The sequence below is a fragment of the Roseofilum acuticapitatum BLCC-M154 genome (genome assembly GCF_030068475.1).
GTDB classification, from domain to species: Bacteria; Cyanobacteriota; Cyanobacteriia; order Cyanobacteriales; family Desertifilaceae; genus Roseofilum; species Roseofilum acuticapitatum.
In genome coordinates this window covers 1-12,210 of record NZ_JAQOSP010000005.1, presented here as the reverse complement: position 1 = coordinate 12,210, position 12,210 = coordinate 1, and the positions used below count along the sequence as shown (strand labels likewise).

The following is a 12,210-nucleotide window of genomic DNA, read 5'->3' as shown; positions in this document are numbered from 1 at the left end:
ATCCCTGAAAATGTTAGAGGTAGGGGCGAACGGCCGTTCGCCCCTACAACCTGTCCTAATGGTTATCGGTTATTTGATATAACTTCTCTCAATCACAGGCAGTTGCCTAAGATTGGGAGACCGTTTGCCGCACATTCAACGTAGGAGTAGCCAGTTCCACGGCCCCATTACGGGTATATTCCTGCCATAAGATCGCCAACTCTTGAGCTTGGGAACGGCCGCGATATTGGATCTGGTACATCCGTCGAGGCCGTCCCCGTCGGGCGAGTTTCTTCCAATATCCGGTGATCATCTCTTCCTCTTCCAAGAATTTGAGGGCACTGTAGAGAACTGTATCTGATAGGCGGTATTGGGGATACTGTTTTTTCAGCAGTCGAATCAGTTCGGTTCCATAAGAATCTTTATTCACTAAGACGGACAAGACATAACAGACGGCTAACTCGGTATTCAGATGAATCGGCGGTGGGTTTTGGAAAAAACGATAAATTTCTTCAAATGTCATAGCTTTTCTCTGCACAAGCATGAATGAACTCAAATCAGGTCAATGAACTGGACTTGAGTAAATGCAGCCCTGGTTATGAAAATTCCCTTACAAAACGTTAAAGACTGGCTCAGGTTAACTTGAAAAGAGATTTTGGGTAATTTTGAGATGCACACCTGAAGTAGCCCAACCTAGATGAACCCAAATGCCAGTAGTTTTGGGTTGAGAGTCGATGTTTACCCCGATTGGCAGGAGAATCCTTTGAGCTGAGGTCTAAATCCCTGTATGGGCACAGGGAGGTTAATGAGTTGACCACTTACATCAATAAATACAGGCGTTTCCCTTAGAATCCAGAATAGGATGCTCTAAGATATACGCTTTATCCTTATCAACCATGCAGGATAACATAATTATTCTTGAGGCTACAAATAATTCTGGATTGGCTGGCGATCGCCGCTCCAGATTTCCTGCTAGATTAAGGAGTGGAGCTGTAGCGAATCACTATGCCTGAGAACTCTGAATACTATGCCCTTCCCCCTGCTGTCGAGAAATTTTCGGGGAACTTGCGTCTGACGGCTTGGATTAGCTTTTGGACTCAAGTGGTGTTAGGGACGATTGCCTCTATCATCTTTCTATTTGCCCTAATTGGTCAAGAGACGCGAGCGGGAATCCAAGATCCCGGTCGTGGAGGAGGGGCGTTTTTTGCTATTTGCGGTCTGCTTGTCCTTTATTTCAGCATTTTCCAAGCGTTTCGCTACACTCGGTTAGCCCGACAACTGCGATCTCCTGATACCAGTGTCCGTCCCTCCAAGGCTACCACCATCCAGATGATTAAATTTGGCCTAGTCTGTAATATTGTCGGCATGAGCTTCTCCCTCTTAGCTGCCGAAGCTATTACCGGCATTCTCCTGGGTAAATCTCTGTTTCAACCCCAAGGCTTAATTCCCACAGGAGCCGATTTGGGCAGATTTATTGAACCCATTGATTTATTTGTCTTGCTCGGAAATACCCATACCACCGTCTCCCATTTTGTCTCGATTGTCGGCAGTCTCTGGCTATTGAATGTTATTAATCGCCCTAAGTCCTAACGCTTCATAAAAAGACATTGGGTGTATTCAATGTTTGAATACACCCAATGAACCCAAGGGTTCAATTAACCTTGCCCTAACATTAGCTGAGTAATATTTTCGCGAACTTGGTTCATTGCTCCTAGTTTTTCAATTGCTAATGCTCCAGATAAGCCCCTCTGCCCTGCTAGAGTTGGTGTTCCATTATAAACAAAAGTAGATTTACTGCGTTCTGGGTAAGGTTGAAATGACTTAACATATTTTTTCATTTCTGTAGTCAGTGACTTATATTCATCAGAAGCCAAGTAAGTTCGTAAAGCCAGGCGATTTCTAAAACCGATTTCCATAGCGGCTTGAACATCCATAGCAGGATCTTGACTATAGGATACGCCATTGCCATCTGTACGAGTTTTGTCGGCTTCAAGCATCAAGTTTAAGCGTAGTTTGATAACTGAGGCACTCTTCGCTAACTGAGGAGCAAAAGTCACTTGCATCCATTCATGAAAATCCGGTAAGTTGACACCATCATTTTTACGGATCATGATATGAAATTTATCGTATTCTGTTTCCCAAGTGGGTGCAGGATTTTCAATTTCGTCATAGTAAGTAATAGGAGTCGTGACATAGGCAATATTTCTACGCAGGAAGTTAGGATCGTCATCTCCCAAATACTCCATCCCTAGTTTTATATATGTTGGGATTTCTTCTTGGCTTTTGAATGTTAGTTCGCCAATAGCATCAAAGTTTTCTTCTGGCATTGAGGTAGTGGTAACTCCCTCAATCGGATTCCAAATATCTCCATAATTCTTGCAAGTACGAATTTGCCAGTATTGGTATAGAGCAGATAGGCGAGCGCCTATGGGGCCGTGAACATTACCCCAGTAACTATCAAATGTTTCTAAATCAACATGATGACGCTTCCACGTCATAAAATAAAGACTAATGGTTGCTTCTTTATCTCGGTCTGCATAATTGGGCATGATTGGTTAGGTCTCCCTATCGATAATTTTGGCCAAAAATCCTAAATATTATCAATTATATATCAAGTCTGGTTTGGGAGAAGTTTGAAGTTGTATATCTAGATCATAAATTGAATGAAGTGATTAGAGATATCCGATCGCTCAATCCTTCCTCAAACCTAATTAAAACCATCCTTCTTGTTCCAATTCTTCAATCAGTTGCAAGGCTCTGGGGTCTCCCACTTTCAGCAGGGCCGATCGCGCATCTTCCCGTACTCCTAGGTCTTCATCTTCTACAAAAGCTTCAATCAGACCATCGATCGCCCCCGCATAAACTACATTGGAGGGCAGTTCGCGAGCCAGTTGGCCAATAGACCAGGCACAGTTACTGCGGATAGCAGGAATCGGATCTCGACGCAGACCTTCAATCAGGGGCGGAATTGCACTAATAATGGCTTCATAGCCAACTTGGGCCATTTGGGCTAAGGCACTGGCAGCCCAGAGGCGCACGGCGGGGATATCGGTACGCAGGGAGTCCAGTAAGGGGACTAAACTACGGCGATCGCGATTATTGCCTAATGACCAGACTAAACCCTTGCGGACATAGCCATTCCAGTCCCGTTGCAGTTGGTCAATAATCGGTTCGATCGCTTCTGGGGAGGGATTACGTCCCAAAGCATAGGCGGCACTAACGCGCACCAAAGGACAGCGATCGCCCAATAATCGAATTAGATGGGGAATCGCTCGATGGTCTTGGATTTCACAAAACGCCCTCGCTGCCAACATCCGCTCTTGGGGAACTGAGGATTCGAGCAAAGGCAACATTTCCTCTGGATCGGGAGGTGGGGCGCTCTCTGGAGTCCCATCGATGGGCCCTAGATTATCCAGGGGACTGCTTAAGTCAACGTTGTCGTTGAGTACGGATTGGGGGTCATTATTGATTTGCATAATAGAGAGTGTACTCAATCTTGGGGGTCAGACTCAACTAGGATGGCGATCGATCTGGTCTTCCTCATGGTTCTAGCGATCGCCTTCTTCAATCATACATACGCTCTGGTATATTTTTTATTTTCTTCCCTGTGAGAAAGAGCGGAAAGAAGAGGGCAAACATTACTGATGCACCATAGACAAAAAAAGAGGGGATTAAATCCCCCCTCAAGCTATATCAATTCAGGCCAATAGTTCTCTATTTAATGCTAACCTTAGCACCCGCTTCTTCAAGCTGTTTCTTAGCATCCTCTGCCGCATCTTTAGCCACTGCCTCTTTAACCGCTTTAGGCGCAGATTCCACCATTTCTTTGGCTTCCTTCAGACCCAAACCGGTAAGGGCACGAACCACCTTAAGAACAGCAATCTTCTTATCAGCAGGAACTTCCTCAAGAACCACGTCAAATTCGGTCTTCTCGTCCACTTCCTCAGCCGGAGCCGCAGCCGCAGCACCAGGAGCCATCATCATCATGCCACCAGCCGGAGCCGCAGCACTAACCCCAAAAGCTTCCTCGATTTGCTTAACCAATTCAGAAGCTTCCAGCAAAGAAAGGGTTTTTAGCTTTTCCAGAATTTCGTCAGTAGCAGCAGACATAGTTAGGTATACTCCGTATTAGTTATTTACGATCGCGTGAAGGGGATTCTAGGCAGCATCACTACCAGCATCCCCTTCTTCTTTGTCCACATAGGCCTGAAGGCCACGGGCAATAGAAGATGGAACTTGATTAATTCCAACGGCCAGTTTCGTGGCCACGCCATTGATTGCCCCAGCAATTTGAGCCATAAGTTGCTCTTTAGAGGGCAAGTCGCCAATGGCTTTAATATCTGCTTCGGAGAGGGCACGGCCTTCCATAACCCCGCCCCGAAGGACAGTTTTCTTGGTGGCTTTTTGAAACCCTTGATAGGCCTTAATGGCTCCACCAATATCATCTTTAACCAACAAAAAGGCCGAAGCATCAGAGAGAAACTCCTTCATCGGTTCCCAAGCTTCATTCCCTTCTACAGCCTTACGCATTAGGGTATTCTTAGTCACCTTACAGGTCGTTCCAGTCGGGCGCAGTTGTCGCCGTAAATCAGTGATTTCAGCAACCGACAGCCCCTTATAATCAATCACAACGGCCAGTTGGGCATCCTTCAAGCTCTCTTGAAGTTCGGCGAGAATCGCCTTTTTATCTTCGAGGGTTCTCCCCATTGATGTGTTACCTCCATGGTCTGAGTCAGAGTATGTTCTGACTGTGGCATTAAGTCGCCCAACAACAACGCCCCGACAGGGCAGCCGGGGCGTTGTTGGGGAAAATGATCTATACCGTCAAACCAGACTGAGCTGGCTAGAGGATATTAAAGAACACTTTCGACGGGCCTCGGCAGGAAATTAAGCAGTACGCACCTGCTATCTTGGGCTGAATCGATATAAAAAATTCAGAGGTTTAGAGTATAAACGTTAGGCAGCCTCAGCAACCTTAAGATCTCGCAACAGCGAAATATCGACCTCAATGGGTGGCCCCATAGTGGCACAGATATAAACAGTGCGCCAGTATCGCCCTTTAGCACCAGAAGGCTTATTACGATCGATCGTTTCCTGAATAGCTTTCAGGTTATCTAAAAGATCTTCCGCACTAAAGGCAGCTTTGCCAAAGAGAATATGCACAATTCCAGTACGGTCAGCCCGAAATTCCAGTTTACCGGCTTTAACTTCAGAAATCGCCTGGGCTACATCAAAGGTTACTGTTCCCGCTTTGGGGGAAGGCATCAAGCCACGGGGCCCCAATAAACGACCCAGTTTTGCCACTTGAGGCATCATATCTGGAGTAGCAATCAGGCGATCGAAGTCCATCCGTCCTTTTTGAATTTCATCAATCAGTTCTTCAGAACCAAAGATATCTGCTCCACCATTAGATGCTTCTGCAACTTTTTCCCCCCTAGCAATAACAGCTACGCGAACCGTTTGACCTGTTCCTTTGGGCAAAACGACGGTAGTTCTTAATTGCTGGTCTGTATATTTGGGATCAATTCCTAGGCGAATATGGGCTTCTGCCGATTCGGGGAATTTGGCTGTTGCTGTTTCTCTAAGTAGCTGGATAGCCTCTAAAGGTTCATAGGGCCGCTCTTCTACTTTTTTGTACAGCTCTTGCAGTCTACGCGATTGCTTTCTAGGCATTTTTTTTGAATCTCCTGGGGTGGATAACGAAGGTTTAACTTCTCCCCCGCATTAGTTCATTAGAGTTGTCTTACGAGTAGACAATTTTATTATGATAGCACAAGAAGAAGTTTTCTTCTAGTCCACCACTTTGACTCCCATATTTCGGGCAGTTCCGGCCACAATATTCATGGCTGCCTCGATATCATTAGCATTCAAATCGGGCATTTTGGTTTGGGCAATTTCTTGCAGTTGGGCGCGGGTAATGGTTCCCACTTTTTGTTTGTTCGGTTCGGCCGAACCTCTCTCGATTTTGGCAGCTTTTTTAATCAGAACCGAAGCGGGAGGGGTTTTGAGAACGAAGGTAAAACTGCGGTCTTCATAAACGGAGATTTCAACGGGAATCACCATTCCCGGTTGATCGGCCGTTTTGGCATTGTATTCTTTACAGAACATCATGATGTTTACCCCATGTTGACCCAAGGCAGGGCCAACGGGAGGAGCAGGGTTAGCTTTACCCGCAGGTAAGGCTAATTTAATCATGGCAACCACTTTTTTAGCCATTGGCAATCATCCTCATTAAATTTATTGTTTTTCGACTTGATTGAACTCTAGTTCAACTGGGGTATCTCGACCAAAAATTGAGAGGAGGGCTTTGAGTTTGCTCCGTTCTGGACTCACCTCAATGACTTCTCCTTCAAAATCTTTAAATGGCCCAGATAAGACCAGGATTTTGTCACCAGGGGCCATCTCAATTTTGACCACTGTTTTGTCTTCCTGGGTTTGTTTAAACATGCGCTCGACTTCTGTTGGACTCAGGGGAAGAGGTTTAACATGCCCCCGTCCTCGACCGTAGCGACGTTTTTGTTCTGCCCCTACAAAGTTAATCACATTAGGGGTGTTTTTGACTACCGGCCAGGTTTCATCGTCTAGAACCATATGAATCAAGACATACCCAGGAATGACTTTTTCTACAGTCTGTTGAGATTTCCCTCCTTTACGGAATTGAACCGTCGATTTTTCGGGAATTTTAACTTCCAGAATGCGGTTAGCTACGTTGAGGGTTTGCTTGCGCTGTTCAAGGTTGTTTTTCACTCGCTTTTCACAACCAGAAGCAACCTGTACGGCATACCATTTGGGCTTTTCAGCCCGTTTGTTTTCGGTTTCTTCAAGGTCTGTTTCTTGGGAATTTGACTCGAAAGACTCCTCTGATACCATGATCAAAATACCTGACTGGCTGTCCAAATAAAGAGTTTATCAACTGCAAAGATGAGGAATGCGAATAGTCCTACCATGGACATTACAGCAACAGACTCACTGATCAGTTGTTGGCGCGAGGGCCAAACAACTTTTTGCAGTTCGTCTTTGGTTCCTTCCAGAAATTTCTGGGTCACCTCTATGGGGTTTTCGCTTTTTTCTTGTACTTGCGCGGTTTCTTTTTTGGCCACGGTGTTTGGATCTCCCTTCTAATTGAGTGATGGGGTAAGGATTGAGCTTTTTCCATAGGAGGATTATGGGGGACGCTTTCTCTACCCTGGTGTTAATTTCCAGTCTAACGGACTGGTGTTGATTTTTACGACCTTTAACACCACTTCCTTGGCGGCTGTTCTGGCAGCCCTAACCGGGACTGATGACACGCTGGCAAAATAACGAGCTAACGCGCCCTGGAGGATTTGAACCAATACCCCTTAACCAGTTTAACACGATTCCCTTAACTATCCCGAAGTCCTGCAACCCTATTTAGGACGGGAGGTTTTGTAGGGATTTACCGCTTACAATAAGAAGATAGTGTTGTTTAGTGGTAATTTTTAGTAACTCCTATGGGTTATTTGGCAGCGATCGCAGTTCTCGTCGTCTTAATTATTGTCCATGAATTGGGCCACTTTTTAGCCGCCCGTCTCCAGGGCATTCATGCCAACCGGTTTTCTCTAGGCTTTGGCCCCATCCTATGGAAATATCAGGGGCCAGAAACCGAATATGCGATTCGAGCCATCCCCCTAGGGGGGTTTGTGGGATTCCCTGATGAAGACCCCGAAAGCACCATACCGCCTGACGATCCGGATCTACTCAATAATCGCCCCATCTTAGACCGGGCGATCGTCATTAGTGCGGGAGTCATTGCCAATTTAATCTTTGCTTATCTGGTTTTGGCGCTTCAGTTTGGCTTTCAAGGGGTTCCCAATGGCATCAATTATCAACCAGGGGTCTTAGTCCCTCAAGTCCTCTCCGCCGATACCCCGGCCGCCCAAGCCGGTATTCGGGCAGGTGATATCATTCTCAGCATCGATGGTCAGGAATTGGGCGCGTCTGAAACCGCTATTGGTATTGTGCAAGAAACCATTCAATCAGCTCCCAATCAACCCTTAACCTTAACCGTGGAGCGAGATGAGCGGGTCATTCCCTTACAGGTGACTCCTCAACCCGGGCCCGATGGACAAGGACGGATTGGGGTACAATTATTTCCTAATGGTACGCCCACCTATCGATCGCCTCAAGGCCTCTTTGAAGTGTTGGGTTTAGCCGCAGAGCAGTTTCAAGACATTGTAGTGCGGACGGTTCAAGGCTTCGGGCAACTAATCACTAACTTTAGCTCCATGGCTGGCCAAGTGGGCGGGCCGGTGAAAATTGTGGAGGAAGGAGCCAAATTAGCGCGATCGGATTCCGGCAGTTTAGCCTTTTTTGCCGCCATTATTAGTGTCAATTTAGCCGTCTTAAATATTTTGCCTCTACCGGCCCTTGATGGCGGTCAATTGGCCTTTCTCTTAGTCGAAGGTTTGCGCGGTAAACCTCTGCCGACTAAGGTGCAAGAAAATGTCATGCAAACCGGGATTATGCTCTTATTAGGTTTAGGCATTTTCTTGATCATTCGCGACACGACTCAGTTGGAATTTATTCAACAACTTCTGGAGTAATATAGGCTCAACCGAGTACGATTAAGCAATAATAGAGATTCCCTATCATTGTTGTCTTGAGTAAATAGAGTACATTTTGGGTCTCTTCTAAGTTCTCATAAAGGGGCGCGATCGCCCCTTCATGTCCTTAAGGAGCATCAGAACCATCAGCTTTCACGGAACCTTTGCCCAAAGTGCGGGGAGTTTTTTCCAAATAATCGCTTTCCTCATCCGACCAATATTGACGATACAATAGCTCCAATTCACTTCCGGCACGGCGAAAGAGCTTGACTTGCATAAAAATCAAGCCTTGAAATAAGCGATAAAAGGCTACAGAAGTAATAGCAATGACCAAACCGACGGCGGTACTAATTAAGGCTTCCCCAATGCCCAAGGTTACGCCACGGGTAGAAGAGGTGGCTAAATCACCAATACTAATGGAGCCTAACGAATTAATCAATCCTAATACCGTTCCCAAGAGTCCTAACATGGGAGAGAGGGAAATCACCGCTTCTAGAATTTTATCCCCCCGGCGCATGGCTGCTAATTCATCATCGGCTGCTGCTTCTAAGGCTAAACGGAACGCTTCTGGATCGGCATTTTTGATCCTTAAGGGAGCATAGAGAAACCGACCTACGGGTTGATCGCTGGCGCGTCGGGCAATTTCTGGCGCAGTTCTCCAGTCTTCCCGTGCGGCTTCGAGGATTTGTCCAATCAGTTCTTTTTCCTTGGTTAAGACTGTCCACCAAAACCATAACCGTTCAATAATGGTACTGAGGGCAAGTACAGATAAGAACAGTAATGGGCCAATGGTTAACCCCCCCTTCTCTAAAATTTCTGCGATCGTCATGGTTGTGTGGTTCTCTGTGCCTAAACGCCGGGTAATGGATTGAGTATTCTTCGATTGTCTTACATTTTAGGGTGAATTTTTGGGTGTTCGGAGTTTATTATCAGGTTTTCGGGGGGGTGAGGAAATCCTTACCCGCATTTAGGATAAGAGTTTGCCACAATAGAGTCAATGAGAGAAAGAGATCTTATGAGTAATCCCATCCAATCCCTGTACACTTGGTATCGAAACATGATTCGGAATCCCCAGTATCGCTGGTGGATTATTTTGGGGACATTGGTTTATATTTTCAGTCCCTTAGATATTTCCCCTGATGTATTTCCGATCGCCGGTCAAATTGACGATGTAGCCGTTATGGTGATTTTGCTCTCCGAGGTCTCCCAACTGATTTTAGACCGGGTGAAAGCTAAAGCCTCTGCTACTACTCCCTCTCCAGGGGAAGGAACTGAACCCCAAAGCACTGTTGATGTAGATGTCATTTCCCTAGATTAGTCTCCTAGACCAAGGGATGGGCTGCGGCCAAAATCGGGCAAAACAGGAGGAATTGCCAGGAGTCACGCGATCGCCATTAAAATCAGGATCTAGAGTTGAGATCAACCCTAGATCCTTATTGGCCATTCCTAGACACAACCCTATGATCACCCTAACCCCCTCCACCTGTCGCCGTCTTCAACAGCTACCTCAACCAGGAGAGAGTATTTGGGAAGGAGAGCGCCGCGCTTTACCCATTGCCCTACGGCCAGGATCGGGCCCCAGTGGGTCTGCTCCTGAATGCATTTTATGGGTAGATGGCTCAGAAGGGGCAGTTAGATCGATGGACATGGTAAGTTCTCAAGTTGGCCCAGAGGCGATTGTCCGAGCATTGATCAAAGCCATGGAAGCACCCTCTGCTCCCAGTCAACCCAGTCGGCCCCAAAAAATCGTAGTCTGCGATCGCGAAATCCAATTTTATCTCCGAGGTGTATTACAAAACCTCGATATTGTCATCGAATACCGGCCCCAACTCCCCCTCATCGATCATCTCTTTCAACAAATGGCCCAAGAAGTGGCCCAACATCCTCCCCAAATCCCTCCAGAATATCTAACATTCTTATCTAAAAGCGCCAAAAAAATTTGGCAAATTCAACCCTGGCAAACCCTAGCCGAACATCAAATTCTCTCCGTACAACTCAATCAATGGGATATTGAAAACTTTTATGTTTCGATCCTGGGAATGCTCGGTGAAGAATACGGAATTTTGCTCTACCGTTCCCTCGACTCTCTCAAACAATTTCGCCAAGCAGTCATCGAGCATAAAACCATGCAAGACATAGAAACAGCTCTGTTTCATCAAGACTGCTTCTTTATCACCTTCGACCTCAAAGATGATTCTGCCTTCGCCGAGTTAGCCGAAGAAGAATATATTCTAGATCTGCTCTCTTGGTCAGAAATTGAACCCTCTTTTGGCGTAATTCATCCCCTCGAAGGCTTACGCACCACCTTATACGATCGAGAACCGGTCGCCATGATGGTTGCCCTAGAAGCTTTGCATCGATTCTTCAAATCTACTCAGAATTCCCTGGATCTAGAAACTTTTACCTCTATCGAGCAACGCTACCGCATTTCCCTCCCCAAAACTGATGCAGATCAAAAATCTTCCTTATTGGTGAAAGTGGAAACTCTACCCGAAGTTGCCCTAGAACTGGATGCCATGATGAAATCTTCAGCAGGGGATGAAGAAGATGAAGAGGTCAATTTCCCCCTAGTGCAAGATGATTTAATTCCGGAAAATGCCCTCTGTCGTCTGGATATTCTGCCTTGGGAAACTTGGGAAAGTCTGAGTAAACAAATCGAGTTTAATTCTGCTGCACCGGAAGAAATTCGAGGTATGGGACAAGGATTACCTGTAGTTATTATTCAAACCAGTAAACGGAATGCCAAGATCTTAATCGAGGATTTACAAATGTTTGACGGCTTGGATGGCATTGGATTTAATTTAGGAGAAGATCCCTATACAGACACCACATTCGATCTGGGGATTCTTCAAACTGGAGATGGAGATTTATACTTATTTGATGAATTTGAACTCACGGCTGCACACCAGAAAAATCGGAAAAAGTGGGAAGCTCAGTGTCGTAAACTTCAAGGCTATTGTGGTTTAATTATTGCTATGGGGATGAGAGGCAAATCCCGTGGCAATCCTCAAGCAAAAGATATGTTAGCCTTATTTGAAGCCAAATTTTTGTCAGTTGAGGATCTAAAACTAGGGATTTTGAAAAAAAACAGGTATCTTTTATAAAAAGCTGTTAATGGGCTATGTTTCCCGCTTGGGTTAGCGTACTTTTAGTCTTATCTATTCTGGGGGGATTGATGATGCTGTTGCGAGGGTATCAGCGTTGGAGATCTCCCCATCCGGAATGGGTGCGTAAATTGCTTCATGTGGGGATGGGATTGGTTACCTTGGGCTTTCCCTGGTTATTTGATTCTCCCCTGCCGGTGATCGGCTTGGCTATGGGGGCGATCGCCTTTTTGTGTGGTATTAAGTTTATCCCCTACTTTCATCAACAGTTGGGTAGTGTGACTGATAGCGTCGGTCGTAGCTCTTGGGGGGAAGTCTATTTTCCCTTATCGGTTGCCATTGTTTTTACCCTGTCCCAAGGTAATCTCGTCTACTATCTGATTCCGATGCTTCTCCTTACCCTGGGAGATGCAGTCGCGGCCCTCATTGGAGTGAGCTATGGATTACACACTTATAGCACCTCAGAAGGACGTAAAAGTGCGGAAGGTTCGATCGCCTTTTTCACCGTTGCTTTTTTAAGCACCCATATTCCCTTACTGTTGCTCACGAATACAGGACGAGCT

15 protein-coding genes and 1 other annotated feature are annotated in these 12,210 nt (G+C 46.0%); of the genes, 5 read left to right on the top strand and 10 right to left on the bottom strand.

Features of this window, described 5'->3' with window-relative positions:
• Positions 1–106: 106 nt before the first annotated feature.
• On the bottom strand, positions 107–502 hold the full coding sequence (locus tag PMG71_RS00675; protein WP_283751704.1) for a PadR family transcriptional regulator: 396 nt from the start codon (positions 500–502) through the stop codon (positions 107–109).
• A gap of 482 nt (positions 503–984) precedes the next feature.
• On the opposite strand from PMG71_RS00675, the gene PMG71_RS00670 reads away from it, so the two are divergent.
• Positions 985–1,569, top strand: coding sequence for a DUF3611 family protein (locus PMG71_RS00670; RefSeq protein ID WP_283751703.1), 585 nt, complete (start codon positions 985–987; stop codon positions 1,567–1,569).
• A 65-nt stretch (positions 1,570–1,634) separates the two neighbouring features.
• On the opposite strand, the gene PMG71_RS00665 is transcribed toward PMG71_RS00670, so the two are convergent.
• The 8 genes from PMG71_RS00665 to secE form a co-directional block, all read right to left on the bottom strand.
• Positions 1,635–2,528, bottom strand: a complete 894-nt coding sequence (locus tag PMG71_RS00665) for an EthD domain-containing protein (protein WP_283751702.1) — start codon at positions 2,526–2,528, stop codon at positions 1,635–1,637.
• Positions 2,529–2,690: 162 nt separating this feature from the next.
• Complete coding sequence (locus PMG71_RS00660; RefSeq protein ID WP_283751701.1) at positions 2,691–3,455, bottom strand: HEAT repeat domain-containing protein; 765 nt, start codon at positions 3,453–3,455, stop codon at positions 2,691–2,693.
• A 238-nt stretch (positions 3,456–3,693) separates the two neighbouring features.
• Complete coding sequence (rplL, locus tag PMG71_RS00655) at positions 3,694–4,089, bottom strand: 50S ribosomal protein L7/L12 (protein WP_283751700.1); 396 nt, start codon at positions 4,087–4,089, stop codon at positions 3,694–3,696.
• A gap of 48 nt (positions 4,090–4,137) precedes the next feature.
• A complete protein-coding gene (gene rplJ / locus PMG71_RS00650) occupies positions 4,138–4,686 on the bottom strand; it encodes a 50S ribosomal protein L10 (RefSeq protein WP_283751699.1) in 549 nt (182 codons plus the stop codon).
• Positions 4,687–4,740: 54 nt separating this feature from the next.
• Positions 4,741–4,912: a sequence feature (ribosomal protein L10 leader region), on the bottom strand.
• A gap of 23 nt (positions 4,913–4,935) precedes the next feature.
• Positions 4,936–5,652, bottom strand: coding sequence for a 50S ribosomal protein L1 (gene rplA / locus PMG71_RS00645; protein WP_283751698.1), 717 nt, complete (start codon positions 5,650–5,652; stop codon positions 4,936–4,938).
• 117 nt (positions 5,653–5,769) lie between these two features.
• Positions 5,770–6,195, bottom strand: coding sequence for a 50S ribosomal protein L11 (gene rplK / locus PMG71_RS00640; RefSeq protein WP_283751697.1), 426 nt, complete (start codon positions 6,193–6,195; stop codon positions 5,770–5,772).
• Between the two features lie 21 nt (positions 6,196–6,216).
• Positions 6,217–6,849, bottom strand: a complete 633-nt coding sequence (gene nusG / locus PMG71_RS00635; RefSeq protein ID WP_283751696.1) for a transcription termination/antitermination protein NusG — start codon at positions 6,847–6,849, stop codon at positions 6,217–6,219.
• Positions 6,850–6,851: 2 nt separating this feature from the next.
• Positions 6,852–7,079: a preprotein translocase subunit SecE gene (gene secE / locus PMG71_RS00630; RefSeq protein WP_283751695.1), complete on the bottom strand. Its 228-nt coding sequence runs from the start codon at positions 7,077–7,079 to the stop codon at positions 6,852–6,854.
• A gap of 372 nt (positions 7,080–7,451) precedes the next feature.
• Here secE and rseP point away from each other — a divergent pair, with 372 nt between their 5' ends.
• Positions 7,452–8,543, top strand: coding sequence for an RIP metalloprotease RseP (rseP, locus tag PMG71_RS00625; RefSeq protein WP_283751694.1), 1,092 nt, complete (start codon positions 7,452–7,454; stop codon positions 8,541–8,543).
• Positions 8,544–8,670: 127 nt separating this feature from the next.
• Here the strand turns inward: rseP and PMG71_RS00620 are convergent, their stop codons facing one another.
• Positions 8,671–9,372 carry a MotA/TolQ/ExbB proton channel family protein gene (locus tag PMG71_RS00620; RefSeq protein ID WP_283751693.1) on the bottom strand — a complete coding sequence of 234 codons (702 nt, stop codon included), beginning with the start codon at positions 9,370–9,372 and terminating at the stop codon, positions 8,671–8,673.
• Positions 9,373–9,558: 186 nt separating this feature from the next.
• Between PMG71_RS00620 and PMG71_RS00615 the strand changes: the two genes are divergently transcribed.
• The 3 genes from PMG71_RS00615 to PMG71_RS00605 form a co-directional block, all read left to right on the top strand.
• Positions 9,559–9,861: a YkvA family protein gene (locus PMG71_RS00615; protein ID WP_283751692.1), complete on the top strand. Its 303-nt coding sequence runs from the start codon at positions 9,559–9,561 to the stop codon at positions 9,859–9,861.
• Positions 9,862–10,003: 142 nt separating this feature from the next.
• On the top strand, positions 10,004–11,647 hold the full coding sequence (locus tag PMG71_RS00610; protein ID WP_283751691.1) for a DUF6930 domain-containing protein: 1,644 nt from the start codon (positions 10,004–10,006) through the stop codon (positions 11,645–11,647).
• A 17-nt stretch (positions 11,648–11,664) separates the two neighbouring features.
• On the top strand, positions 11,665–12,210 hold a 546-nt coding region (locus PMG71_RS00605), incomplete at its 3' end, for a diacylglycerol/polyprenol kinase family protein (protein WP_283751690.1).

Bases quoted from the DNA above. Each gene is read 5' to 3' on its own strand.
- PMG71_RS00675 (WP_283751704.1), bottom strand. From the start codon at position 502: ATGACATTTGAAGAAATTTATCGTTTTTTCCAAAACCCACCGCCGATT.
- PMG71_RS00670 (WP_283751703.1), top strand. From the start codon at position 985: ATGCCTGAGAACTCTGAATACTATGCCCTTCCCCCTGCTGTCGAGAAA.
- PMG71_RS00665 (WP_283751702.1), bottom strand. From the start codon at position 2,528: ATGCCCAATTATGCAGACCGAGATAAAGAAGCAACCATTAGTCTTTAT.
- PMG71_RS00660 (WP_283751701.1), bottom strand. From the start codon at position 3,455: ATGCAAATCAATAATGACCCCCAATCCGTACTCAACGACAACGTTGAC.
- rplL (WP_283751700.1), bottom strand. From the start codon at position 4,089: ATGTCTGCTGCTACTGACGAAATTCTGGAAAAGCTAAAAACCCTTTCT.
- rplJ (WP_283751699.1), bottom strand. From the start codon at position 4,686: ATGGGGAGAACCCTCGAAGATAAAAAGGCGATTCTCGCCGAACTTCAA.
- rplA (WP_283751698.1), bottom strand. From the start codon at position 5,652: ATGCCTAGAAAGCAATCGCGTAGACTGCAAGAGCTGTACAAAAAAGTA.
- rplK (WP_283751697.1), bottom strand. From the start codon at position 6,195: ATGGCTAAAAAAGTGGTTGCCATGATTAAATTAGCCTTACCTGCGGGT.
- nusG (WP_283751696.1), bottom strand. From the start codon at position 6,849: ATGGTATCAGAGGAGTCTTTCGAGTCAAATTCCCAAGAAACAGACCTT.
- rseP (WP_283751694.1), top strand. From the start codon at position 7,452: ATGGGTTATTTGGCAGCGATCGCAGTTCTCGTCGTCTTAATTATTGTC.
- PMG71_RS00620 (WP_283751693.1), bottom strand. From the start codon at position 9,372: ATGACGATCGCAGAAATTTTAGAGAAGGGGGGGTTAACCATTGGCCCA.
- PMG71_RS00615 (WP_283751692.1), top strand. From the start codon at position 9,559: ATGAGTAATCCCATCCAATCCCTGTACACTTGGTATCGAAACATGATT.
- PMG71_RS00610 (WP_283751691.1), top strand. From the start codon at position 10,004: ATGATCACCCTAACCCCCTCCACCTGTCGCCGTCTTCAACAGCTACCT.